The sequence below is a fragment of the Luteolibacter luteus genome, assembly GCF_012913485.1.
Lineage (GTDB): Bacteria > Verrucomicrobiota > Verrucomicrobiia > Verrucomicrobiales > Akkermansiaceae > Haloferula > Haloferula lutea.
Window position 1 is genome coordinate 3350290 of sequence record NZ_CP051774.1, and the last position, 24344, is coordinate 3374633.

The window sequence follows — 24344 nt, forward strand, 5'->3', positions numbered from 1 at the left end:
TCCGTGTGGAGTGGAAGGGTGGATCGAGAGCACGCTGGTGGGGGAGTTTGGCGGATGCGGGGGCGGGTTTCTACTGCCAGAACGGGCTTCGAAAAGCGGCACGCCGGTTGCCCTTAATGCGGGCATTGAGGGTGGCTTCCTCGTTCTCGTGAACGAGCCTGCAGCGGGTGAAGAGATGCCGGGAGGGAACTAAGGAACAAACTCGATCTCGATGCCCTTTTTTCGCCAGGCGTCGGCGAACTCCTTTTCGAGTTTTTCGAAGGTGCTGCCGCCGAGGAGCGGGGCGAGGGCGTCCTCGTCGTTCTTTCCGGCGCGGAGGGCCTTCAGGTATTCGGTGATGCGGTAGGACTTTCCGCCGCCCTCCATGTGCAGGAAGTAGTGGGTGAGGAGCAGGGCGAAGCCGTAGTTGAAGTTCGCATTCCGGCCCGCGAAGTAGCTGTAGTCCATCAACAGGAATTGCTTCAGCCGGGGTGCGCGCAGTTTCTTGCCGAGATTCCTGCCGAAGCGACCGTCCTCACCGTAGGCGGTCACGTAGTTGAGCACGATGTTTCCCTGCGGATCCGGGCGGAAGTGGCCCCAGGTGTAGGGAGTGGAAGCGAGGTATTCGGCGAGGCCCTCGACCAGCCAGCCATTGCGGGAGGAGCGCATGTATTCGCGGGTCGTGAGCTGGTGCGCCAGCTCGTGGATCAGCACCTTGTTCTGCTTGGCGGTATCGAGGCTGAAGCCGGTGGAGGTGCGGGTGAGGCCGAGGCTTTCCATGGGCACCATCACGACTCCGGTGGAGGGGACATAGCAGCCGGCCGAGCCCGCCGGGCCTCCTGCCTGAATGTAGCCGTTCATGCTCTGGAACAGCAGGACATCCAAACGCCCCTGCCGGATCACCCCGGAGTGCAGGGCGAGCGGGACGCTGGTGGCGTATTTGTGAGTCGTCTCGAACATCATCGCGAAGTTCCGCAGGACGTCTTCCGTCAAGCGGGCATCGCAGGTGAAGCGGTAGTGGGGGCTTTCGTAGATGTAGCGTCCGGTCTTCGCGTCCTCCGAGACGACCTTTGATTGGGAGGCACCATCCATGCGGATTTCGCGCGGCCATGCGTAGCCGAAGTTCGTCTGGACCGGTGTCTGCGCTGCCGTGCCGGGAGTCGCCGGGGCGGCTGGTGCTACGGACTGCAGGCGGACGAGAGCCTGCCGGTCGGCGGGGCTGAGATCGGCCACGGGAGTGGCGAAAGTCCGGCCGTTTTCGAAGGCGAAGATCGCATTCGCGCCGTCGACCTTCACGAACTCCGCTTGGAAGGTGCGGCCTTGGGTGTTGGTCCAAGTCCGCTGCTCCGCATGACTCTTCGCGCAGGAGAGGGCGAAGAGGAGGCCGGAAAGAAAGGCGCCATGACGGGAGGTCATGGCGCATTAAAGATCCGCTTTGCCGGAATTTCCGAGGAAATTTCCCTAACTCCTCAGCGTTGGACGATCACCGGCGTGCCGACGCGGACGGCATCGTAGAAGCGCTTGGCGTGGCGCTTTGGCAGGCGCACGCAGCCGCTGGAGGCGGGATAGCCGGGGACATTTCCGGCGTGCAGGCCGTAGGCACCGCTGAAGCGGAGGAAGTAGGGCATCGGCACACCTTGGAACTTGCTGCCAGCAGGACGACCACCCTTCCGGATGTCGATGTTCTCCTTCACGACTTTTCCGTTCTTCACGTAGTTCCCGTAGAGGGAGGAGCGATGGTCGGCGTCCTTTTCGACCACGCTGAAGCGGCCGCGCGGCGTGTCCTTGCCTTCGCGGCCGGAGGAAATCGGGGCTACGGCGACCATCTTGTCGTGCTGGTAGAGGTAGGCTTTTTGTTCGCCGAGCTTCACCAGGATCTTGCGGTTCCGGGTGCCGCCGCGATCCATCATGCCGCCCAATTCGGGGACGGAGGCGCAACTGGCGAAGAACAAGGGTAGGGCGGCGAGGGCGAGCCAGAGGGCCCGCGCGGGACGGTTCGAAGTGCGGTTTTTCATGCGTGGCGACAGGGCTGCCCTGTCCCACGGCTTGGCCGTCCCGTCAACCTATCAGGGGTGATTTTCGGGCCCCGGCGGCCATTTCTGAATGCCCCTATTGCGTTTTGGTCGTCGCGACCTGTGGCCTGCGGATCTCAAGGTGTTAGGTTTGCTCCTGCTCTTCCTTGCAGGCGCTGCCCCCTGAAACCCAAACCCCAACCAGGAAAAACCGAACACATGAAAGTCACATTCCGCCATGCACTCCTCTCGCTGGCGATTCCCGCTGCCTTGCTGGCTCCAGCGAAGGCGCAGGATGCCCTTGCCGGCCTCGCTCCCAAGAACCGGCTCGTCTTTTTCAGCGCGAATAACCCGGGGAGTGTCGAGGTCCTGAAAGTTACCGGTCTGCAGAGGGGAGAAAGGCTTCTTGGCATCGACCGCCGCCCGGCGACCGGGCAGCTTTTCGGGCTAGGGAGCAGCAGCCGCCTCTATGTGATCGATACGGAAACCGGTGCGGCGACTGCCTTGGGCAGTGCGGCCTTCACCCCGGCGCTCAGCGGGACAAGCTTTGGTTTCGACTTCAATCCGGTGGTCGACCGGATCCGGATCACCAGCAATACCGGGCAGAACCTCCGTGCCGATCCGAATACGGGCCTGATCGCTGCCACCGACACGGCGCTTGCCTATGCGGCAGGAGATCCCGGTGCGGGTTCGGTTCCGGGCGTGGCGGGTTCCGCCTATACCAACAGTGTCAGCCCGACCCCTGCGGCTACCACGCTCTACAACCTCGACGTGACCCGCGACGTGCTGGTGACCCAGAATCCGCCGAACGATGGAGCCCTGAATACCGTGGGTGCGCTCGGGGTGAATGCCACCAAGCTTGCGGGGTTCGATATCTCCGGCGGCACCGGCACGGCTTACGCGAGCATCCAGAAGAAGCTGGCCTTCGGAAAGAGTGCCCGTGCTTCGCTCTACACGATCAACCTTGCCACCGGGCAGGCCACCTTGGTTGGCAAGATCAGCGGTCCCTACCCGATCACCGACATCACGGTCCTGAACACTTTCGCCCAGTAGAGGGGACCTATTTTCCCCCCTACAAAACAAAACCCAAGGGAATCGGGGCGATGGCGCTCCGGTTCCCTTATTCTTTTTCGCCCACGCGATTTGCTCAGGCCACCGGCTTCAGCAGGTAGCCCGCGACCCAGCCTTCCTGACCTGCGGCATTGCGGCACCAGTGCCAGCCGTGGATCTGCTTGAGGGAGTCCAGTTCATCGCCGCGGCGGATCACCAGCACGGTGGGATCGAAGGCCTCGATCGCGGCGAAGCGTCCTTCGCCCAAGGGTTCGAGGATCTGCTCGGGGACGTAGCCGTCATTGCCATTATCGTCTTCCGCCCAGACCCAGCCGGGCCAAGCGCGATCCACAGGGCCTACCGTGACTTCGTCTCCGGGCTCCAGGCGAAGCGGGTCGCTGTCCTTTTCCTCGTAATCGGCGTTGGCGGTGAAGCGTGGCATGAAGAGAGGATGTAGCAGTACGGCGGGAAGGGGCAAGGATGCTTGAGGGGTGGAATTACCAATCATCAATCTTCCCGTCACCGAACGGAGTGCCGCTTCGCGGGGAACGGAAGATAAAGAGAGGAGATCGGAGGATGCGGCTGGTTGCCGCTAAAGTGCGACGGCCATAGACGCGCCGCTACATTTTTCCTGACCGCTCCTGCGGAGCCTTGTCCTTTGTCCTTCCTCCCGGCATGTCCTGCGGCGTGAGCGCCGACCTGATCCTTGATACCCTCCGTGACCGTTTCGGGCATGCGGGGTTTCGCGGCGGGCAGAGGGAGGTGGTGGAAGGTTTGATCGATGGCCGCTCGATGCTGGCGGTCTTCCCGACGGGCGGGGGGAAGTCGCTATGCTACCAATTGCCGGCACTTTTGCTGGATGGGGTGACGCTGGTGGTTTCTCCACTGATCGCGCTGATGAAGGATCAGGTGGATGCGCTGCGGGCGAAGGGGGTGGCGGCGGCGCGGCTGGACTCCACGCTCGAGCGGGAGGAATACGAGGCGGTGATCCGCTCGCTGGGGGACGGCTCCTTGAAGCTCCTGTATGTGGCACCGGAGAGGCTATCCAACGAGGGCTTCCGGGCCCGGCTGAAGAAGCTGCGGATCGCGCTGGTGGCGATCGACGAGGCGCATTGTATTTCCGAATGGGGCCACAATTTCCGGCCGGACTACCTGAAGCTTGCGAAACTGTGCCGTGACCTGAAGGTGCCGCGGGTGCTCTGCCTCACCGCGACCGCCACGCCTGCGGTGGCGAAGGATATCCGCAAGGGTTTCCGGATCACGGAGGGCGATCACATCCAGCTCAGCTTCCACCGGGCGAACCTGGACCTGCGGGTTTCACCGTTGTCCGCGGGCGAGCGGAAGGCTCACCTGCTCCGGCGCCTGAAGGAAAGCGAGGGGCCTGCGGTGGTGTATGTGACCCTGCAGCACACGGCGGAAGAGGTGGCCACCTTTCTCCAGAAGAACGGCCTGCCTGCCCGTGCCTATCATGCGGGCCTGCCTGATGAATTCCGCGCCTCGGCGCAGGAGGATTTCATGGCGGGAACTACGAGAGTCATCGTAGCAACGATCGCCTTCGGCATGGGGATCGACAAGGCGGACATCCGTGCGGTCTATCACTACAACCTGCCGAAGAGCATCGAGAACTACACCCAGGAGACCGGCCGTGCCGGGCGCGATGGCAAGCTGTCCGCCTGCGAGCTGCTGGCCTGCGGCGATGACCTGGTGACGCTTGAGAATTTCATCCATGGCGACACTCCCTCGCCGGCGGCGGTGCGGCACTTCATCGATCACGTTCTGCGGCTGGGGAACGAGTTCGATCTATCGACCTACGAGCTGTCCTCGGTGAATGATATCCGGCCGCTGGTGGTTGGCACCTTGCTTACCTACCTGGAGCTAGAGGGCATCATCGAGGCGACCCGGATGTTCTGGTCGACCTACCAGGTGAGACCGCTGCGCGACATGGAGTCGATGCTGGCCGGCTACGATGCACGGCGGAAAACCTTCCTGCGGAAGATCTTCGCGGCCGCGAAGGAGGGACGGAGCTGGTTCACCTTCGAGATCCAGGAAGTCGCGATGAATAGCGGCGAGGACAAGCAGCGGATCGTGGCGGCGCTGACTTATCTGGAAGAGGCGGGTGATCTGACGGTGAAGAAATCCGGCATCCGCCAAGGCTACCGGATGAAGAAGGATCCGGGCGACCTGAGGGAACTGGCGGAGCGGCTGGACGCGCAATTCCGCCGTCGTGAGGAGGCCGATCTCCAGCGCCTGCATGAGGTAGTGGAGCTGGCCGAGCAGCCCGGCTGCCTGACCGGATTCGTGACGGGGCACTTCGGCGAGAGGCTGGCGGAGCCCTGCGGTCACTGTGATCGCTGCAGGGGGATCGCGCCTTCACCGGTCCCGCGGACGGCTCATCAGGAACCATCGGCGGAGGAACTGACGGCGATCCGGGACCTGAGGGGCGAAGGTCATGCCGCACTGAAAACCCCGCGCCAGCTTGCCCGCTTCCTGTGTGGCATCTCCAGTCCGGCGGTAACCCGGGCGCGCCTCTCCCGGCACGATGCTTTCGGCCTCCTTGAACACCTGCCATTTGCAGAAGTTCTCGATTTGGCGGAGTCGTTTTGAAGCTTGGGGCCTCCGGGGGCAGGGCGGGAGGGCAGCTTATTTTGTAATCGCTTGGGCCTCCAGTGCCCCGCGATGCAGCCCAAAAAGTAAATACGCCGCGGATACTTCATCCGGGTGACGTCATGTCTGGCACTTTTTGAGAATCGAAAACGGTCGCTTCATGCTGCCTCCGGCCGCAGCTTGATCAAGTCGACGTCGTCAAGAATGCGGCCTTTTCCCGCCTTTTCACAGGGTTTCGCAACATTTTTGATCGACGGACGGTTATAGTGACGAAATTGTCACGGTTGTTATCGCGATGAAAGCCAATGTGATCTCGTGTGCCAATCCGGCAGGCGCTATCGTCTGCACGGATAGGACTTGCCGTGTTGAGCGGCCGGACACGGAGGCCGCGGACGGCCAGACCCGCGGGCTCCTCATCGCTCCCACCCCTGGACGCCACCCAGCGTTTGATCCAACCTTTTGCATTGCAGTCATCTGTAACGCATAGGCGATCCCATACTGTTCCCCCAGAGCCGCAATGGATGCCAATCAGAATAGAAGAGAGTTCAAGTTCGTGCTCCCGCCTCATTTGCAGGGGGTGCTTCGCGCGCGCGTTGCCGAGATGATGGTGGCCGACCGCGGCGCGGAAGGCGGCTATCCGGTGCTCTCCGAATATTTCGATACCGACGAGCGCAGCAGCTACTGGCAGAAGCAGATGGGGGTGCCGAACCGCCGGCGCATCCGCAGCCGCGTCTATGGACAGCGGGACGGAGCGATCCCTCCGAGTGCCTTCATTGAGGTGAAGCACAAGCTGGATGGAGTGACGGTGAAACGCCGGGTCTCCGTGGGGCTCGATGAGCTGACCCAATTTTCCCAAGGCGAGCTTCCTGCGCGGGAGAGCTATGCCTCCGCGACCGATGAGCGTGTCTTCGCCGAGATCCGTGACCTGGTGAACGGCCGCGAGCGCAAGCCGGTGGTGCAGATCCGCTATCATCGCTATGCCTTCGATAGCGGTCCGGAAGGGACCATCCGCATCACCTTCGACCTCGATCCGCGTTGCCGTTTCCGGCTGATCCCGCTGACTCCGGATGATCCGGACTTCGAGCTTCCGCTGCTGGAACCGGGCTCCGCCATCATGGAAGTGAAGACCATCGGCCCCGTGCCGTACTGGTTCCGGAATATCATCGGGGAGTTCAATCTCGTGCCGCGTGGCTTCAGCAAGTACACGGCCGCGCTGGAGATGTATGAATTCAAGCAACGGCAGGCTCCGAGGCCGGAGCCGCCGAAGACCCAATCGGTCGTGCCGCCGCCACGGAAGACGCAGGCGCGCCAGTTGGATGAAAAGGGGCGCGTGCGTCCTACCCCGACGGCAAGCTTGCCGCGTCGTGCCGGGGCCGCCAAAGAAGATCGCCCGGGTGTGCTTGGCCAATGGATCATGCGGATCGCGTCTCTTTTTCAGGCGCAGAAAGTCCGCTGATTTTTGCCAAGTAATCTAGGCCCACCCCCGTTTCCTCAAAAGACCCAGCATGTACTCATTCGACGCCCTTTTCGCGCTTGGCAGCAAGTTGCTTGCCCAAGCTCCCTCGCCGATCCTTGACGGATTGTTCAAATTTGCTCCCGCGGCCGATGGCAGCAAGTCGCCGCTGGAGGTGGTGGTTGCCATTGGGATCAGCCTCGCACTGAATCTCCTGATCGCGGTGATCTACCGGCGGACCTACAAGGGAACCCGCTATTCCCAAGACTACGTGCAGACGCTGATCATGATCGGCGTGGTGACGACGATCCTGATCATGGTGGTGGCGAACAACGGGGCGATCGCCTTCGGCATGTTTGCGGCTTTCTCGGTGATCCGCTTCCGCAGAACGCTGGGGCAATCGCGCGACCTTGCGTTCGTGTTCCTCGCGATGGCGATCGGCATGGTGGTCGGCGCGGGCAAGTATGACATGGCGGTGATCATCACGGTGATCGTCGGTCTCGCGGTGATCGTCCTGACGAAGACGGATGCCTTCGCGCCGCGCCGTGCCTCGCACATGCTGACGCTGCGGATGACCAGCGACATGGATTTCGAGAAGCTGCTGGAACCGGTCTTCAATGAATTCACGGACCGCGTGGAGCTGGTGAGCGTGTCTTCCGCCCAAGCCGGGATGATGACCGAGCTGCGCTATGGCATGCAGCTGAAGCTGGGCGTGAGCACGCCGAAGCTGCTGGAGGCGCTGCACCTCGTCTGCGGGAACAACCGCGTGATCCTGACCCCGACCGGCAACGAGCTCGACGCTTGAGCTGCCTGAGTCCTGTCTGACTTCCAAACCCAAGCAGCTTGATGAAAACCCTCGCCCGCATTGCTTTCCTGTCCTGCCTCGCCGTCGCAATGACGCCGGCGGACCTCCGAGCCCAAGACGCCCAAGAGCCCCACAAGGAGCACAAGTCGAAGGACGGAAAAAAGAAGGATGGGAAGAAAGGGAAGGGGAAGAAGAACAAGGATAAGGACAAGGCCAAGAAGCACGAGGAGGTGGCACCTGCTGCTTCCGGCGATGGCGCGGTGGCGGGAACTGCCACGGATGCCCCGACGGATGCGAAGGGTGCGGTGGTCGAGCCGGCTCCGGCGATCGAGCACAAGAACAATGGCGACTGGTGCGCCTGGCTGAATGACAAGCCGGGCCTGCTTTACGAAAACAAGGATAACCCTTGGATCGACTCCTTCGAGGTTGGCGGACGTTTCCACTATCAGGCTGCATCGATCGAAGGCACCGACGTCAACGGTCTCGATTTCAACGACAAGTACGACGAGTATCGTAGGCTTCGCCTGGAGACGAAGACGGGCTTCCTTCGCTACTTCACCGCCGAGATCAACGTGAACCTGGTGAAGGATGATCGCTTCCGCGATGACTTCTACTCGGATCTCGAGTGGGGCTATGACCGCTTCGACGAGGCATCGATCGAGTTCGACCTTCACAAGGCGATCGGAGAGCGAGGTCCCTTCGACGACATCAAGATCAAGTATGGCCGGATGAAGCTCAAGATGTCGGAGGAGATCCACATGTCCTCCAACGAGATTTACACGATCGAGCGCTCCGGCATCGCCGACAAGCTGGGCGGGAACCAGAGTCGCCCGACGGGAGCGACGCTGGAGCTTGAAAAGGGTGACTGGAAGCTGGTGACCGGCGTCTATAGCGCCGAGGACGATGCGGATTTCATCGGCGGCTGGAATGACGGGCAGTTCTACTACGGCAGCTTGGAATGGAAGGCGACGAACGACTTCCGCCTGTTGCTCGACTACAGCCAGAACGATCTGGATGACAAGCCGGTGGTGGATGACGCGCTCGGCTATGCATGGGCGGCCTCTCTTTCCGCGATCTACGAGAAGAAGAATTGGGGCATCATCACCGAGGCCATCTATGGTGACAACGGTGGTGCGAATGGCCTGATCGCCCGTCGCCAAGGTGATTTCCACGCCTTCGTGGTGATGCCGTGGTATTGGATCATCGAGGACAGGCTGCAGGTCGTCCTGCAGTATCAATACCTTCATTCATCCGAGTCGCAGGGTCTCCAGATCCCGACCCGCTATGTGCGTGCGGACCATGAGAATCCAGCGGTGGACGTGGACAATGGCCGCGGCAGCGAGCATCACTACCTCTACGGCGGCCTGAACTACCACATCTGCCGTGACCGCATCAAATTGATGGGTGGCGTTGCTTACGATGATCTGACGACCCGCCGTAGTGATGTGAAGGCGCTGACCTACCAGATCGCGCTGCGGACCTCATTTTGATTTTCGCGGGGAGCCGCGGGCACAAAAAAGCTGCCGGAAACCTTTCGGCCCCCGGCAGCAATTCGCGGTGACTTGAGACCTCAGGGTGTCACCGAGATGTTGTCGAACGACGAGGTATTCATCGTCGTGGTGCTGCCGCTGCCGACGGCAAGGCCGATGTAGCAGCTGGTGGCGAAGGACACGGTGGTGGAGCCCACGTTCGTCCATGAAGTTCCATTGGAGCTGCGGTAGGCGGTGATGGTGGTGCCGCTCCGCACGAGGCGGACCCAGACATTGGGCACGGTGCCATTACTGCTATTGGTCGTAGTGGTGCTGCTGCCCGCGGTGGTCCTGCGGGACCAGCGGTAGGCCGCGGTGCCGTGGACTCCCATGAAGATATTCCGGGAGTTGGCGGCGAGGGTATCGCGGATCATCACGCCGACCCGTGCCGAGGTGCCGGTAGAGCCGAGCGCCGGGATGCGCGCCGTGATTTCGCCGTCCCCGCTGAGCGCCTGGTAGGTGAAGCGGAAGCCGTCGGCAGTGCCTCCGATCACGCCCGCGCCGTTCAGGGTGTGGGTGCTGCCGAAGAATTCGGAGCGTCCCGCCAGGCCGGTGGTGCCGATGTCCGCGGTGATCCAAGGGAGCGGGTAGGCAGTGACCGAGACATTGTCGAAGGTGGCAGTGCCAAGTACGGCGTCGTCCGTACTTAGCACGGGCAACCCGATGCTGATGGTGCTGCCCAGCGTGATCGTAGCCTGGCCGACCTGGGTCCATGCCGTGCCATTGGCGGAGACATAGGAAGTGATCAGGTTTCCGGAGCGGGTGAGGCGGACCCAGTTGTCAGGGAAGGCATTGAGTGCAGGCCCGGAGACGCTGGAGCTGCTGCCGCCGGTGGTGGCCCGGTATTGCATGGCGAAGCCATTTCCCGGGGTGACCACGATCATCGCGTGCGCGGAGTTTGCCGCGGAGGTATCGCGGATCATCACGCCGGCCTTCGCCCACTGGTGGGTGTTGGTTTGCGAGGTGACGCGCGCGCGGATCTCGCCATCGCCCGTCATGGTGGTGGAGACGAATTGGAACTCGTCCGAGGTTCCCCAGATGTCCGCGCCGCTGCCGCTGATGGTGTAGACGCCACCGCTATAACTGCTGCTGCCGGCCACGCCGACGGCACCGATGTCCGCACCGGTCCATCCGGAAGGCAGGCTGCCACCGGTGACGGAAACCGTGGACACACTCGAATCCGCCGTGGAGCCGGAGAGCCCGTAGACCACGCGTGCCTTCAGCGGATGCGATCCGATGACGGAGGTGTTCAGCGTGGTGGTGTAGGGAGGCGTGTAGTCTTCCGCGATGACTGCGCTACCATCGAGGAATTGCACCTTGGTGATGTTGTTGCCGTTGTCGGTGACTGTCGCGGCAGCGGGGATGGCCGCGGGTGCGCTGTAGCTCGCGCCATTCGATGGTGAGGTCAGCGTGATCGATGGGGCTGCAGGTGCCGGGGTGCTCAGCGAAATCCCGGGCGCAGCCGGAACCAGTGCGGAACCCGGGACGACCGCCCGCGTGATGCCGGGGCCTGACCATGCTACTGCCAGGTGATCACCGCCGCCGCCTTCCGATTGGACGGCCTCGATGTAGTAGGGGTAACCCGCGATGAGGAACTTCGGAGCGGACTTCTGCGTGCTTTTCTCATCCCAGGATTGGAAGCCGGTCCAACCGCCCACGATGGCGATGTCTTCTTTGCCGGAAGAACTTGCCGAGCTGCTGAGCGAGAGCCGCGAGTCATCGTCCGATGCGATCCAGAAGGTATAGAGGCCCGTGACCGGCGGGATGATCCAGCCGCTCAGGCGGCGTGTGTAGTTGTCCGCCACGTTCTGCGCGGTGGTGAAGGATGTCTGGTAGCCGGTGAAGACGGGGGTGCCGGCGGTGGTGTTCCAGCCGGTCCATCTTTCCTCACGCACGCCGAGGCTTGCGTTGGCGTAGACCGTCACCTGTCCGTAGCCGGATTGGCCTGCGCTATCTGTCACGCGCACGGTAAGCTGATAGGCGGCCGGTGAACCGAGCGAGCCGGGGGTCTGCAGCGTGACTTGGCCGGAGGCATTGATCGCGAAGATCCCGCTGCCGTTGCCTGCCGTGATCGCCCAGGAAGAAGCGGTGCGGGAGGGGTCCAGCGTGGCGGTTGCCGTGCCGAGCACGGTGCCGCTGCTCATGGCGGAAGTCGCAGTGAAAAGCTTGCCGGCCACCACCGGAGTGTCCGGGGTGTTGGTGATGTTCACCGTGAAGCTCCGCGTGATCGTATGGCGCGTGCCGCTGAACGGAATGCCATTGCCGGACGCGGTTACCGTGAGCGAATAGGAGGCAGCACGCTCGTAGTCGATCGAGAAGACCCGCAGCTCGCCGGTAAAGGGATCGATGCTGAAGTCGCCGTTCGTGTCACCCGCGGTGATCGCATAGGTGTGGGTCTCGCCCGGGTCGGGATCGGTCACGCTGAAATCGTGGATCAGGGTGCCCTGCGGCGTGTCCTCGGCGAGCGAGATGGTGCCGGGATTGCTGATCGCGGTCATTGCCGAGTTGTCGTTCCATACGGGATAGCCGCGGGAGCTGATCAGGTCCTTCACCGATTGGGTGATCTCATAGCCCTTGCCCGTGACGCCGAGGCCGTAGCGCTGGAAGTAGGTGTCGAGGTTCCGCCCGGTGGCATCGCAGAAAAGGATGTAGAAGCGGTTACGCTTGAAGTTGGGATCGCTGGTACTGAGGTTCTTGATGTCCAGATCCGTGGAACCGCCCGGGTTCTGCAAGTAGTTCATCAAGCGTCCCAGTGCGGTCTTGTAGGCGGTCCAGCCGAAGGCTTCGGAGATATTGTAGTAGAAGTCGTAGACCGTTTCCCCGGTGTCGTTTGCCGGATCTCCCTCGCAGGCCGTCTGCCAGGTTTGTTGCGTGGCAGGCAGAGCGAGGTATTGGGCGCGGCGGGCGATGCGCTCGCTGGCATCCAGCGAGGGATGCGAGCTGTTGTCCCAGGCGGTCCGCTTGTGGACCATGTTGTAGATCATGCCCGGCAGCAGGTTCACATCCGCTTCTGCATGCGTCGGGATGACGAAGGCGCCGTCGAAGTCGTCCTGATAGCCGTGGCCGAGCTCGTGGTAGTTGCCCCAGGAGCCGTTCTTCATCGGGTTGTTGAGGAACTCGTCCCCGCCGACGCCCCAGCCCGCCTCGATCGGGTAGCCGGCATAGGCCGCGCCGTAGGCCACGTAACGTGCGCTTGCGATTGCTTCCCCGCGCTTCCGCCAGGCACTATAGCCATAGTATTCGTCGCCGATGTCCATGACCGTCTTCCAGTGGTTCGCCACCTGGGTCGGATTGCTCAGCGCCGCGAGTTGCGAGCGCTCGACATAGATCACCAGCTTCTCGGTCTTGATGAAGCCGTAGGGAGCCGGGTTGTTCTTCAGCGTGCTGTTCCACTCCGTGTCCGTATTCACGCCAAGGGTGAAAGCGGGTGCGGGCAGTGCACCATCAACGGTGACATTGAAGGTGCCTAGGCTGGAGTTCGCGGGTACCAGGATGGTGACCAGGCCGCCCAGCACGTGGCCGGTCTGCGTGGTGGTGGCAGCCAGCGACACGCGGCGCCAGAGCTTGGGATAGAAGGTCCATGTGCCTTGGTTCCAGATCTGGTCCTCGCTCCCGTTCGGGGAGATGTGGGCCTGCAATCCCGCTGCGGTTTTGTCGGAGGGAATCGTGATCGTGATCGTCGCGCCCGGTGCGGCGTAGACGCCGGTCTCGATGCGGGTCGGCTTGCCACCTTGGTTCATGTAGAAATCGGCGGGCGTGTTGCCATTCACCGATACCGTCCGGCTGACGGTGCTGCCTGCCAGCGGCGTGCCGGGGAAATCATTCGCGCTGGGGTGGGCGAAGAGCTGGCCCGGCGTCAGGGTATCGAACTTGTTCGATTGATAGCGCGTCAGCATCGCTTGAACGGGCTGCGAGCTTTTCACGACCGGTGAGGCTTGGGTGGGGGCGATCGTGCCGTAGTGCGAGCCGTCTCCCAGCGTCTCCATGTCCGCATTCAGCGCGGTGACATTGGTCCGCACGGCGAGCACTTGGTCGATGCTATTGGCCGCGATCGTCTTGTCCGCGAGCGAGAGAGTGATGAGCCCTTCTTCGTCGCGGATCAGGTCGCCGCTGCCATTCAGCGCGCTGTAGTAGGCGGAAGGCGCGGTGCCCGGAACGGTGAAGGGGCTTGCTCCACCCCAGCCGCTGCCGCTGTAGGTGAGGCCGAAAGGTCCCATCACCGCAAAGGCATCGGCGCTCGGCGTAGCCCCCAGTGCCCATGGCGTGGCCCCGCACACGATGCCGCCGCCGGCGGCCGTGAAAGTTTGGATCTTGGTCACCGCGGCGGCGCTGTAGCCCGAGTGCCAATCGAAGACGAAGACATCCACGCCGCTAAGGTCGTTGGCGGAGGAGGACATTGCCGTGGTCACGCTCTTGGTGAGGTAGCCGCGGCTGGTCCAGAAGCTGGTCGAGACACCGGAGCCGCAACCGACCGTGATCGTCGATGGCGTGGTCTTGCGGCTCGCCCATTTCACGGAGGCTTCCAGCAGCAGCGGCATCGAATCGCTGCCGCCGAAGATCGGACCGTTGTGGGAAAAGGCGACGGCCCGTGCAGTGGTGCTGGTGGTGCCGTCGTTGTAGCGGCCTGCAGCCATCATCGCCACGCCGCCCGAGTCCATCAGGACCGGGAAGGAGGATTTGCCATGACGTGCCACGCTGCCGGGGGAGCCCCAGCCGGACACGGGTTGCCCGGCGGAAGTGCCGGTGATCTCGGCGAAATCGCCGGGGATGGTTGCCTGGGCGAGGGCGTGCCCGCCGCACAGAACCGATGCCGCCGCGAAGAGGGCGACGAATCGGGATCGGATGCTTCTTTTCATTTTCGGGGTTTTATCGAGGTCTGAGGGGGGTGGTTCAGAGGCAAGGGGGGACAGCAGGAAAACGTCGAAAGCCGCCGCGAAGAGCCGACCAAGCGAAGGCTCGCGGTCCCTCAAAACGTGAGGGAATTAGCCTTTGATGGCTTGGGAAAGAGGAAGAAAGGTCTCGATTTTGAGCTGAATATGTCAGCTATGGCTCGAAAACACGCAGGGGATCGCTCGGTCGAAAGTGATCCAGTTGAATTTTGGCAGAAAAGTTGCCAAAAATTGATTCGTCAACTCATTTGCGAATCACGACGGAGGCTCATACCTCTCAAAATCAGACATTTAGACTGAAAGAAATCCATCAAATGCGCTACGACGGCGCATTTGTCATACAGAAAATTTTCAGGCCCTTTTTCAGCGGAGAACACTCTCCGCTTCCTTCACCCATTCTCCGCCGCGGTAAACTTCGGATTCAAGTGTGAGGGCTGGCGACGGCATTGGTGCCGGGCTGCCATCGCAGGCGAAAATCCTCACTTCGATTCCTTGGGGATCCTTGCCGGGAAGTATGGGCAGGATCGCTGCGGCGATGCCGTCCGGCCCCTGGATATGGAGATCGCCCGCTTCGGTGAAATCGCCATTTCCATTCGCATCCACCGCAAGGAGGTCTCCGCTACGAGGGTCATAGTACTCAAGCCGCAGGTCCACCGGGGATCTCAAGCGGAAGGGAATTGAGACCGAGCCCTCCGGTAACGCGATCTCATGGAACAGCGAAACGCTGCGGAAGGGATTTGTCTCCAGCATGCTCGCATCAAGCACCACGCTGCGCTTGGCATCCGGCGTCCAATCCACCGTCCAGCAAGAAGCTTTGGTGGAAGTGCCACCGGCCGTTTCCCAGCGCACTTTCACCACGGCTTCCGTCACCTCGGGAGCGGCGGCGATTGAAATCCGAACTTGGGTTTCTCCGCCTCCGGCAAGGACTCGCGGCAGATCGACCGCGGCGGCCGGGCGGCCTGACTGGAGCTGGACTTCATCGCCTGATGCGGTGGCCCCGGGTCCTTCGATCACCAGCTTGCCGGCGGTTCCGGTGGCTGAGGAATTGAAGGCGACAAAGCGGGTTCGGGCCGACTGGCCCGGCAGGGCGATGCTGGAGATCTCCAAGGGTTGAAGGTGGACCTCCGGTACCCCGGCGATGGGTGTGGGAGAGGTGGGTGCCTCGTTCAACACGCGCTCCTCGACCTCCGGCTTGAGCCAGCGCTTCTGGTAGTCCGGTAGATTCGTGGCAAGTTCGCGTGCGAGCTTGAACGTGGCGCGTGCGGCATCTTTCTCCCCGAGTTTCGCCAGCGCGAGGGCTCGCGAGACCTCCGCTTTCACCCGGCGGGAGTCCGGCAGTTCCGCATGATGGCGCAAGAAAGCTTCCAACTCGGCCAGCATCATACGGGCTCCCTCGATATTTCCGGCGGCGAAGTGCGCCTTGAAGAGGGCGAAGATCAAGGCCGGCTCGTGCAGGGTCCAGCCGAAGGCCTGTGTCAGGCGACGTGCTTCGCCATACATCGCGATCGCCTCCGCGGGCCGTTTCCGGTTCAAGAGGTAGTCGCCATACTCGCGATACAGGCTTGGTTCGCCGCGCTTATTTCCCTGCGCCCGCATCTTGCCCAGCAGCTTTCCGAATTCGGAATCGAGGCCGTCTTCGCCTTGGTCTGCCCGGGCGATCAGGCTATCGCGCCCGGAATAGACCGCCTCAAATTCCAGACCGGCTTCCAGCGTTCGCATCGCTTCAGCGTGCAGGACATCCAGCGCATCCTTGGAGTCCTGGAGCTCCAATTCCATCCTTGCGATCAAGCGGCTGGTTCCCTCGTCCAGATCGTCCCTCATCAAGGCCGCGACCTCTCGTGCTTCCCCCAGCAGTTGCTCGGATGGGCCTTCCCATTGGGAAAGATTCCGTAGCAGGTTGAGCTGCAGGTTGTGACGCATTGGCAGGAGATTGCGGTCGCCTTCGGTCTGCGCCAGCAGCTCGCGCTGGGCGGCGATGGCTTCGCGATCATAGCCCAGGAAATCGAGGATCATTGCCCGGCTCGCAAGAAGCTTGGCGATATAGAAATGTTCGGGCTTGGGAAACTTCCGCCATTCGGTGCCCAAGGCCGCGGCGGCCTGATCAAGCAGCACGCGTGCTTCCTGCGAGCGGCCCATGATATCCAGTAGCTCAGCCTCGCGCTCAAGGACGCGCCAGCCCCAAGCTCGCAGCGCGGAAGGCATTTCCAGCACTTCGCCCACGGTGATCGACGGACCGTCGGAATGGATGGTAACCTTCTTGCCACGCAGGGTCTCGGCGGCGGCGCGATTCATCTGCCAGGCTTGGCCTAGCCTGCCCTCAGCGCGGAGCCCGCGCTCGGCGTAGCCGAAATACTGCACCCGCCGGGCGGCGTCGCCGCGTGGTGCATCGTCCACCGGATAATCGTTCAGCTCCTCGATCATCTGGAGCGCGGCTTGTCCGGCTTCGATGATTTTTCCCTGCCGGTAGAGGTAAGGGAGGACATTGGTTCCTGCGGCGGTGGCGTAGTCCACGTTCCCAGCTTCCAAGGCGGAGCGGTAGCTGCGCTGCATGGCGTCCACCGCCTGCGGCAGGTCTCCGCGGGACTCGGCTTCCCGTCCTTCGCGGAACTCGTCGGCATAGTTCCCCGCGAAAGCATGGCACCAGGGAAGCAGGGCGAGGGACGCGAGGATGGAGAATCGCATGGCTGGCCGGAAGCTAGGGCCCGCCAGTCATAGGTCTATGCCCTCTCTGTGAAGATATCGGGAAATCATCTTCCGCTATTCCAGCTCCATGATCCGTGCGTTCCGGATCTCCACGAAGCTTCCGCCGCGGCTTAGTTCCTGAAAACCAATGCGGCCTTTCCGCGGGCGCTCGGCCAGGGGCTTGGCATCGGTTCCATCGTGGCGTTTCACGGTTTCCTTCTGCTCATCCAGATCGAGGTCGAGGATCGTCTCGCCGTTCAAGACCACGGTCACTTTGGATCCCTTGAGGGTGATCTTGTAGCTATTCCACTCGGTGGGCTTGTAGACTTGTTTCTTCGGAGCCACTGCCCGGTAGAGACCGCCGGTGAGTTCGGACTCCTTGGCTTGGGGATTGTAGCGGACATCCGCCATCTGGAGCTCGATGCCATCGAAGGCGGGATCTCCCGCCGCCGGGAAACGTAGGCCGCAGCCGCTGTTTCCCTGCTCCCCGAGCTTCCATTCGTATTCCAGGACGAAGTCGCCGTATTCTTTGTCGCTCATTAGCCAAGTGCCGCGGGGATCACTGCCGTAGAGGACGCCGTCCTTCACCTTCCAGACCACGCCGGGATCCGCGGGGTTCTTCACATCGTCCCATTTCCGGACGCTCCAACCCTCGGGAACGCCGTCTTTCGGGAAGAGCGGCTGGAATTCCGCTGCCTGCAGGGTGAGCGAGTGGCAAACCAGAATTATCGCCGCAGATAAAGAAGGAGACATATCCCAAGGCTAGCTTCCGTATCCAAGCGGACGCGAGGAGAATCACGGTTGTCCTGATCCATGTCCCTCAAGGGAGCTTCTCCAACATCACGGCTTCAATTTTCTTGGCCAAGCGTTGGAAACCGTTCGAGGTCGGGTGGAGTTCGTTCGCCCAATCGTCTTTGTAGTTTGCCCCATTGCGCAGGGTTTTCCGCAGATCGATGTAGTAGACCTTCGAATGGTCCGCGGCGACCTTCTTCAGCGCGGCGTTGAAGGCGTCGAGCACCTTCACCATGATTTCGATACCTTCGGCAGGGTCCGTACGCCGCTTCTGGACCAAGGCCGGTTTCAGCCACGGCCCTGAGAAGTTGAAGCCAAGGAAACTCACGTCACGACCGTCCGGCACAGCATAGTCATAACCATGAAGGAAGATCGGGAGGCCCGGCTTTACCTTGCGTACGGCGCTGATGAGATCCTTGAGGGCCTTCGCGAAATAGATGCCAAAGATAAAATCGAGGGTTTCCTTCCGGATCACAGGCTGTCCCCATGTCTTGTGATTGAGATAGCTCGCCAGTTCCACTCCGGCGAGGTCGTTGCCCCCACCGGAGAAGAAGAAGGCGTCCGCATTCTTGTCCAGAATAGCCTTTAAGGTCTTTTCGAGCTGTGGAGGCAAAGCCGGCTTCATGCCGGTCCCCTTGCCCGAGGTATCGGTGCCGTAGACCATGTTCTCCATGGTATCTCCCGCCTTGCTGACGCGATAGACATTGATCCGGCCCGAGCTTTGCAAATGTCCGAGAAGGTCTTTTCCTCCGAGGAAGGCCGGCTTATAGTCGAACCAGGAATCACCTTCGGCAACCACGACAAATTGCCGCAGCGCCGTGCGCCCCTCCGCGGCCATCATCACGGGCGCCTTCTTGCGGTCCTTGAAGCCGGCATTGGAACAAGCCTCGTATTCGGCCTGCTGGGCCGCATTGAGCGTGGCGGGTTTGGTCGAGGCGGTCCTAGCGGCAGCTTTCTTTACGGAAGGCTTCGCCGTGGTCCGCTTGGTCGTGGCTTTTCGGGCCGGACGTTTGGCGGCTGTCTTTTTTGCGGGCATGGGAGGGGAGGGTTATAGGAGGGAAAGTGAATTATCCATGGATGATATCCATTTCGATCAATGTATCTATTGGGGTCATTTGCATGCTGTGTCGAGAAAGTCTTCGACATATCGATTGAATTTATCATGATAGCACGATGGCGGAAGACCTAACCTCCTATGTCTTGCTTCCGATGCGTGGCCTCCGTGTGGACCCGAGCGGTGCCTCGGCGTCTCTTTCGCAACTTTTCCATCACCTCCGGGCCGGAGTGAAGAAGGTCGATCTGAAAAGCCTGACGAAACCGGGAGGGGCGGAAGCGGCCTTGAGGAGTCTTTCGCTGCCGACGCTGCGGCTTCCGGATGACACCATCAGGGCGGCGAGCGATCTCGCGATGCGCTGTCTGGATGCGGTGAGCGAAAACGGGGCGAAGCTCGTCCAGCTTTCGGAAGAAGCGGCGCAGGCTCTCAGGCGCTCGCAGCCGGGGATGCGTCTGGCGCCAGTCCTCTACTATCGGACGGCGGAGGCCCCTTTGCCGCGGGTGGAGGTCCAAGCGAGAACTTCGGCTGCGGGTCCGGCAGTGAAAGCGAAAATCACGGTGCTCTCAAAGGACGGGAAGAGTCCCTTCACGGGGCTTCGGGTCATCGCATTCACCGACTTCGCGGGCCGTGCGGGAGAGGAGGCCTTCACCAATTCGAATGGGGAAGCAAAGTTTTCCAGCCTCAAGACAGGGGAAAAAATAGAACGGTTGTACGTCGAGCCGCCGGCGAGCGGGTATCACGGCGGATTCAAGAAAGGGCTGATCCTGAAAGCGGACAATCTTGTCTCCCTTCTCCCCATTGATTTCTCCCTGGCCGATGGGGTTCGCCACTATTACGGCGGCCAAGCAAAGAGCTCCGATGGCGAAGGAGTGAAGATCGCGGTCGTCGATACCGGCATCGATCGCAATCATCCCGATCTGATTGTGAAGGCGGGTGCCTGTACGGTTACGGGTGAGGATCCGAAGGAATGGGGTCCCTTGGGAGGCCCGCATGGCACCCATGTGGCGGGGATCATCGGAGGCCGCGGAAAGGTGAAGGGGGTCGCGCCGGCTTCCGAGATTTTGAGCTACCGGGTTTTTCGGCAACAACCAGGAGTGCCTTCGGCGAATTTCGCGATCTCCAAGGCGATCGACCAAGCCGTGCAAGCCGGATGCCACTTGATCAACCTGAGCTTGAAGCATGATTCCGAACCGGGAGACCCGCCCCTGATCGACGATGTGATCCGGGCCGCCTTGGAAGACGCGCGCGATCAAGGGGTGGTGGTGATCGCAGCGACGGGTAACGACGGTCGGCAACGGGTTTCGTTCCCGGCGTTGGACGCGGCTTCGATCGCGGTCTCGGCTTTGGGAAGGAAAGGGACCTATCCGGCCGGGAGCCAAGGTCCGGCGGATGAGATGGCACCCTATAGCAAGGATAAGAAAACCTTCGTCGCGGCTTTTTCAAACATCGGGCCGGAAGTGGATGTCATCGCTCCGGGTGTGGAGATCATTTCGACGGTTCCCGGGGGCTACGCCCCGATGAGCGGCACCTCCATGGCGACGCCCGCTGTAACCGGCTTGGCCGCGCGCTTGCTGTCCCGCAATCCCTCGATCCGCGACATGGACGCAGGGCCGGAACGGGCCGACGCAATCACCCGGATGGTCCTTGCCAGTTGCCAGAGCCTTGGTTTCAGGGCACAATTCCAAGGAGATGGAATCCCGCTCTGAAGGCAAACCTCCCCGTTTGATCGTCCGCTATCGCGGCAAGGGAGCTGCGCCGTTGGAGCAGGCTCAGGAAGAGATTGCCAAGCGCGGCCTGCAGGTCGTGGACCGTTCCTCCCGCATGCTTTTGCTGGAGGATTCCGGCACGGTCTCTTCGGCGGAAAGCCTGAAGAGGGCTTTGCCGGAGTGGAGCGTGAGCGAGGAGATCCATTATTCCATCCCTGATCCGACGCCTCGGGTAAAGGGGCCGGGGAAGTCCTGAGGGGTGCGAAAACCTTGGGGTCCAAGGGAATCCGGGAGGGGGGAGGCTGGTCGGACGGGGGTGATTTCACCGCAAATTCCCGCATCTCCCCGGTGGTTGACCCCCTGCGGGGTCGCTGCTAGCGTCCGCGCCCGCCAATGAGCACTGAATCCCAATATAAAGACACGCTGCTGCTTCCGCAGACGAGTTTCCCCATGCGCGGGGACCTCGTCGACAACGAGCCGAAGCGTCTCGCGATTTGGGAGAAGCAGGGCCTCTATCAACGCATTCTCGAGCGCCGCCGTGCCCAGAAGGCGCCGACCTTCATCCTTCATGACGGCCCGCCCTTCGCGAATGGCGACGTGCACATGGGCACCGCACTGAACAAGGTGCTCAAGGACCTGGTGGTGAAGTCGAAGACGATGGCCGGGTTCACCGCGCCCTTCGTCCCGGGTTGGGACTGCCATGGCCTGCCGATCGAGTTCAAGGTGGTGAAGCAGGCGACCGGCCTGGAGCCTGCCGAAATCCGCCGCCGTTGCACCGAGTTCGCGGAGAAGTTCATCGATATCCAGCGCGGTTCGTTCCGCCGTCTTGGCGTCTTCGGCGATTGGGAGAATCCCTACCTGACCATGGCCCCCGGCTATGAGGCGGAGATCCTGCGCGTCTTCGCGAAGCTCGTGGAGAGCGGTGCGGTCTATCAATCGAAGAAGCCGGTCCAGTGGTCCTACGGTGCCCATACCGCCTTGGCCGAGGCCGAGGTGGAGTATCAGGACAAGGAAAGCCCGGCGATCTTCGTGAAGTTCCCGCTGACGCCGGAGTCTTCCTCGAAGCTGGGCATCGGCAATGCGTCGATCGCGATCTGGACGACCACCCCGTGGACGCTGCCTGCCAACCTTGGCGTGGCGGTGCACCCGGAGTTCACCTACGAAGTCTGCCAGTTCGAAGGCAGCAACCGCCGGGAAATCCTGATCGTGGTGAAGGAACTCGTCGCCGAACTGGAGACGAAGTCCGGGATGCGTCGTACTTCCGTGCTGAAGACGGTGAAGGGCCGCGAGCTCGAACACCTCGAGGCGCGCCATCCTTTCCTCGACCGCACCTCGAAGATTATCCTCGGCCAGTTCGTCACCACGGACACCGGTACCGGCGCGGTTCACATCGCCCCCGGCCACGGTGCGGATGACTACGTCGTGGGCCAGCAATATGGCCTGGGCGTGCTTTCGCCGGTGGATGACGATGGCAATTTCACCGCCGAGGTCGGCCTGCCGGACCTCGTGGGCAAGCACGTCTTCAAATCGAACGAGCCGATCGTCGAGCTGCTTGAAGAGAAGGGCGTGCTGCTGGCCCGTGAAGTCTATCGCCACAGCTACCCTCACTGCTGGCGCTCGAAGACGCCAATCATCTTCCGTGCGGTGGAGCAGTTCTTCATCTCGCTGGAAAACCTGCGGGGCAAGGCGCTGGATGCCATCGACAAGGTCGAGTGGCTACCTGCGTGGGGCCGGAACCGCATCTACGGGACCGTCGAGTCCCGCCCGGACTGGTGCATCTCCCGCCAGCGCACCTGGGGCGTGCCGCTGCCGGTATTCTTCGATGCCGACAACAAGGCGATCCTTTCCTCCGAGATCGCCTGCAAGGTGGCCGACATGGTGGAAGAGCACGGCACCAACATCTGGTTCGAACTTTCCGATGAAGAACTCATCGCGAAGCTCGGCCTGCCTGCAGGCGTGAAGAAGTGCCGCGACACGCTGGACGTGTGGATCGACTCCGGTTGCTCGCATGTGGCCGTGCTCGAGAAGCATCCCGAGCTGCACGCGCCTGCCGATCTTTACCTCGAAGCGACCGACCAGCACCGCGGGTGGTTCCAGAGCTCGCTCATGATGAGCGTGGCCTGGCGTGACGCCGCGCCTTACAAGGCCGTGCTGACCCACGGTTTCGTGGTGGACAAGGACAAGAAGGGCAAGCTCTCCAAGTCCGAAGGCAGCTCGGGCAAGCCGATCGACGCCGCCTTCTTCTATAACAAGTACGGCGCGGACATCGTGCGTCTGTGGGTATCCTCGGTGGACTGGCAGAGCGAAGTGCCTTTCGGCGAAGACCTCTTCAAGCAGGTGGCCGAGCCGTATCGCCGGCTGCGCAACACCCTGCGCATCCTGCTGGGCAACCTCGACGGCTTCGATCCGGAGATGGATCGCGTGGCGGCGAGTCACATGCCGGTGCTCGACCAATGGATCCTGGAGCGTCTCAATGCCGTGGTGGCCGAGTGCCGCAAGGCCTACGACCAGTATGAATTCCGCAAGGTCTTCAACTCGCTCAACCAGTTCTGTTCGACCGACCTTTCCGCGATCTACATCGATGCGACGAAGGACCGGATGTATTGCGACGCGAGGAACTCGGTGCGCCGTCGTGCGAGCCAGACCGCGATGTACGATGTCTTCAACGCGCTGGCAAAGCTGCTTGCGCCGATCCTTGCTTACACTGCGGATGAGGCATGGGAGCATGCGAACTTCACCGAAGGCAGTATCCATGAACAGGACTTCCCCGAGCCGGATTCGGCATTTGCCTCCGGTGTGGCCACGGCGAAGGTGAACCGCCTGCTGGAAATCAAGCGCACGGTGCAGACCGCGATCGAGGAGCAGATCCAAGCGAAGTCCTTTGCGAAGAACAACGAGGCCGCCGTCACCCTGGTGGTCCCGGAGAAGGAGGCGGTGTACGACCTGCTGCGCGATCGCCAGTTCGCGACGGAGTTCTTCATCATCGCCGATCTGGACGTGTCTGCCGGTCCGGCGCTTTCCGCGAAGGCGGCGAAGACGAAGCACCACATGTGTCCGCGTTGCCGGCGTTACGAGCCGCTCGGCGAGTCCGGCGTCTGTGCCCGCTGCGAGTCCGTGGTCCAGACCGTTTCCCACGCCTGATTCATGGCCGTAGCCGAGACATCGAAGGATATGGAAACCGCGTTGGAACCGGGGAAGAAGGAGGTCCGTTTTATCACCCTCTTCCTGTCGATCGTCCTGCCGCTCTACATCCTCGATCAAGTCACCAAGTTTTGGATCGTGAAGCGGTTCCCGCCCTCTTGGCTGGATGAGGACCCGCGCGAGCATATCGCGGTGATTGATGGTTACTTCAATCTTGTCCGAGTTCACAATCAGGGTGTGGCCTTCGGCTTCGGAAATGGCAGCGATTGGGCACCGGTGGTGTTTCTGGTCGTGCCCCTGATCGCGCTCACTCTGATCACCATCGGCTGGCGGAAGAATTTCTTCGTCGGCACTTGGGGCAAGGTGGCTGCTTCCTTGCTGCTCTGCGGGATCCTCGGCAACCTGACCGACCGTTTGGTGCAGGGCTCCTTGTTGGAGGAGATGAAGGGCGCGTCTTTTTGGGACCGCCTGAAGGCCGGGTATGTCGTCGATTTCCTCGACTTCACCATTCCGGTGTTCAACTACCAATGGCCCTCGTTCAACGTGGCCGACTCCTGCATCTGCATCGCGGCGGCGCTATTGTTCTTCACGGGACTGAAGGCGGACATGAAGCAGGCGAAAGGGTCCTGACTTGCCAAGCTGCGGCCA

16 protein-coding genes are annotated in these 24344 nt (G+C 61.9%); 9 read left to right on the forward strand and 7 right to left on the reverse strand.

Annotated elements, in window-relative coordinates; translation table 11 throughout:
- Nucleotides 1-189: 189 nt before the first annotated feature.
- Both HHL09_RS13910 and HHL09_RS13915 read right to left on the reverse strand, forming a co-directional pair.
- Nucleotides 190-1395 (reverse strand): hypothetical protein, encoded by a 1206-nt coding sequence (locus HHL09_RS13910; RefSeq protein ID WP_169455232.1) that lies wholly within the window; start codon nucleotides 1393-1395, stop codon nucleotides 190-192.
- Nucleotides 1396-1448: 53 nt separating this feature from the next.
- Nucleotides 1449-1994: a L,D-transpeptidase family protein gene (locus HHL09_RS13915; RefSeq protein ID WP_169455233.1), complete on the reverse strand. Its 546-nt coding sequence runs from the start codon at nucleotides 1992-1994 to the stop codon at nucleotides 1449-1451.
- Nucleotides 1995-2210: 216 nt separating this feature from the next.
- On the opposite strand from HHL09_RS13915, the gene HHL09_RS13920 reads away from it, so the two are divergent.
- A complete protein-coding gene (locus HHL09_RS13920; protein WP_169455234.1) occupies nucleotides 2211-3044 on the forward strand; it encodes a DUF4394 domain-containing protein in 834 nt (277 codons plus the stop codon).
- Nucleotides 3045-3138: 94 nt separating this feature from the next.
- On the opposite strand, the gene HHL09_RS13925 is transcribed toward HHL09_RS13920, so the two are convergent.
- The gene (locus HHL09_RS13925; RefSeq protein WP_169455235.1) at nucleotides 3139-3483 is read right to left on the reverse strand and encodes an SH3 domain-containing protein; all 345 of its coding nucleotides are present in this window, start codon (nucleotides 3481-3483) and stop codon (nucleotides 3139-3141) included.
- A 233-nt stretch (nucleotides 3484-3716) separates the two neighbouring features.
- On the opposite strand from HHL09_RS13925, the gene HHL09_RS13930 reads away from it, so the two are divergent.
- From HHL09_RS13930 to HHL09_RS13945, 4 genes are all read left to right on the forward strand, one after another.
- Nucleotides 3717-5645: a RecQ family ATP-dependent DNA helicase gene (locus HHL09_RS13930; RefSeq protein ID WP_169455236.1), complete on the forward strand. Its 1929-nt coding sequence runs from the start codon at nucleotides 3717-3719 to the stop codon at nucleotides 5643-5645.
- Nucleotides 5646-6162: 517 nt separating this feature from the next.
- A complete protein-coding gene (locus tag HHL09_RS13935; RefSeq protein WP_277349114.1) occupies nucleotides 6163-7101 on the forward strand; it encodes a polyphosphate polymerase domain-containing protein in 939 nt (312 codons plus the stop codon).
- Nucleotides 7102-7150: 49 nt separating this feature from the next.
- Nucleotides 7151-7903 carry a DUF4956 domain-containing protein gene (locus HHL09_RS13940; protein ID WP_169455238.1) on the forward strand — a complete coding sequence of 251 codons (753 nt, stop codon included), beginning with the start codon at nucleotides 7151-7153 and terminating at the stop codon, nucleotides 7901-7903.
- Between the two features lie 41 nt (nucleotides 7904-7944).
- Nucleotides 7945-9393: a porin gene (locus HHL09_RS13945; protein WP_169455239.1), complete on the forward strand. Its 1449-nt coding sequence runs from the start codon at nucleotides 7945-7947 to the stop codon at nucleotides 9391-9393.
- An 80-nt stretch (nucleotides 9394-9473) separates the two neighbouring features.
- On the opposite strand, the gene HHL09_RS13950 is transcribed toward HHL09_RS13945, so the two are convergent.
- The 4 genes from HHL09_RS13950 to HHL09_RS13965 all read right to left on the reverse strand — a co-directional run bounded on the left by HHL09_RS13950 (nucleotide 9474) and on the right by HHL09_RS13965 (nucleotide 18831).
- Complete coding sequence (locus HHL09_RS13950; RefSeq protein WP_169455240.1) at nucleotides 9474-14288, reverse strand: M60 family metallopeptidase; 4815 nt, start codon at nucleotides 14286-14288, stop codon at nucleotides 9474-9476.
- Between the two features lie 396 nt (nucleotides 14289-14684).
- On the reverse strand, nucleotides 14685-17003 hold the full coding sequence (locus HHL09_RS13955) for a hypothetical protein (protein ID WP_169455241.1): 2319 nt from the start codon (nucleotides 17001-17003) through the stop codon (nucleotides 14685-14687).
- Between the two features lie 75 nt (nucleotides 17004-17078).
- A complete protein-coding gene (locus tag HHL09_RS13960; protein WP_169455242.1) occupies nucleotides 17079-17756 on the reverse strand; it encodes a 3-keto-disaccharide hydrolase in 678 nt (225 codons plus the stop codon).
- A 67-nt stretch (nucleotides 17757-17823) separates the two neighbouring features.
- On the reverse strand, nucleotides 17824-18831 hold the full coding sequence (locus HHL09_RS13965) for a GDSL-type esterase/lipase family protein (protein ID WP_169455243.1): 1008 nt from the start codon (nucleotides 18829-18831) through the stop codon (nucleotides 17824-17826).
- Between the two features lie 137 nt (nucleotides 18832-18968).
- Here HHL09_RS13965 and HHL09_RS13970 point away from each other — a divergent pair, with 137 nt between their 5' ends.
- The 4 genes from HHL09_RS13970 (at nucleotide 18969) to HHL09_RS13985 (ending at nucleotide 24326) form a co-directional block, all read left to right on the forward strand.
- The gene (locus HHL09_RS13970; RefSeq protein ID WP_169455244.1) at nucleotides 18969-20555 is read left to right on the forward strand and encodes a S8 family peptidase; all 1587 of its coding nucleotides are present in this window, start codon (nucleotides 18969-18971) and stop codon (nucleotides 20553-20555) included.
- Nucleotides 20539-20811, forward strand: coding sequence for a hypothetical protein (locus tag HHL09_RS13975; RefSeq protein ID WP_169455245.1), 273 nt, complete (start codon nucleotides 20539-20541; stop codon nucleotides 20809-20811). The genes HHL09_RS13970 and HHL09_RS13975 overlap by 17 nt, the downstream gene beginning before the upstream one ends.
- Before the next feature lie 137 nt (nucleotides 20812-20948).
- Complete coding sequence (gene ileS, locus HHL09_RS13980) at nucleotides 20949-23696, forward strand: isoleucine--tRNA ligase (protein ID WP_169455246.1); 2748 nt, start codon at nucleotides 20949-20951, stop codon at nucleotides 23694-23696.
- A gap of 3 nt (nucleotides 23697-23699) precedes the next feature.
- Nucleotides 23700-24326, forward strand: a complete 627-nt coding sequence (locus HHL09_RS13985) for a signal peptidase II (protein ID WP_169455247.1) — start codon at nucleotides 23700-23702, stop codon at nucleotides 24324-24326.
- Nucleotides 24327-24344 lie beyond the last annotated feature (18 nt).

What these genes read in the sequence shown, in the direction of transcription:
- HHL09_RS13915 (WP_169455233.1), bottom strand. Translation starts at nt 1,994, where the DNA reads ATGAAAAACCGCACTTCGAACCGTCCCGCGCGGGCCCTCTGGCTCGCC.
- HHL09_RS13935 (WP_277349114.1), top strand. Translation starts at nt 6,163, where the DNA reads ATGGATGCCAATCAGAATAGAAGAGAGTTCAAGTTCGTGCTCCCGCCT.
- HHL09_RS13940 (WP_169455238.1), top strand. Translation starts at nt 7,151, where the DNA reads ATGTACTCATTCGACGCCCTTTTCGCGCTTGGCAGCAAGTTGCTTGCC.
- HHL09_RS13925 (WP_169455235.1), bottom strand. Translation starts at nt 3,483, where the DNA reads ATGCCACGCTTCACCGCCAACGCCGATTACGAGGAAAAGGACAGCGAC.
- HHL09_RS13920 (WP_169455234.1), top strand. Translation starts at nt 2,211, where the DNA reads ATGAAAGTCACATTCCGCCATGCACTCCTCTCGCTGGCGATTCCCGCT.
- HHL09_RS13945 (WP_169455239.1), top strand. Translation starts at nt 7,945, where the DNA reads ATGAAAACCCTCGCCCGCATTGCTTTCCTGTCCTGCCTCGCCGTCGCA.
- HHL09_RS13985 (WP_169455247.1), top strand. Translation starts at nt 23,700, where the DNA reads ATGGCCGTAGCCGAGACATCGAAGGATATGGAAACCGCGTTGGAACCG.
- ileS (WP_169455246.1), top strand. Translation starts at nt 20,949, where the DNA reads ATGAGCACTGAATCCCAATATAAAGACACGCTGCTGCTTCCGCAGACG.
- HHL09_RS13955 (WP_169455241.1), bottom strand. Translation starts at nt 17,003, where the DNA reads ATGCGATTCTCCATCCTCGCGTCCCTCGCCCTGCTTCCCTGGTGCCAT.
- HHL09_RS13960 (WP_169455242.1), bottom strand. Translation starts at nt 17,756, where the DNA reads ATGTCTCCTTCTTTATCTGCGGCGATAATTCTGGTTTGCCACTCGCTC.
- HHL09_RS13910 (WP_169455232.1), bottom strand. Translation starts at nt 1,395, where the DNA reads ATGACCTCCCGTCATGGCGCCTTTCTTTCCGGCCTCCTCTTCGCCCTC.
- HHL09_RS13965 (WP_169455243.1), bottom strand. Translation starts at nt 18,831, where the DNA reads ATGCCCGCAAAAAAGACAGCCGCCAAACGTCCGGCCCGAAAAGCCACG.
- HHL09_RS13975 (WP_169455245.1), top strand. Translation starts at nt 20,539, where the DNA reads ATGGAATCCCGCTCTGAAGGCAAACCTCCCCGTTTGATCGTCCGCTAT.
- HHL09_RS13930 (WP_169455236.1), top strand. Translation starts at nt 3,717, where the DNA reads ATGTCCTGCGGCGTGAGCGCCGACCTGATCCTTGATACCCTCCGTGAC.
- HHL09_RS13970 (WP_169455244.1), top strand. Translation starts at nt 18,969, where the DNA reads ATGGCGGAAGACCTAACCTCCTATGTCTTGCTTCCGATGCGTGGCCTC.
- HHL09_RS13950 (WP_169455240.1), bottom strand. Translation starts at nt 14,288, where the DNA reads ATGAAAAGAAGCATCCGATCCCGATTCGTCGCCCTCTTCGCGGCGGCA.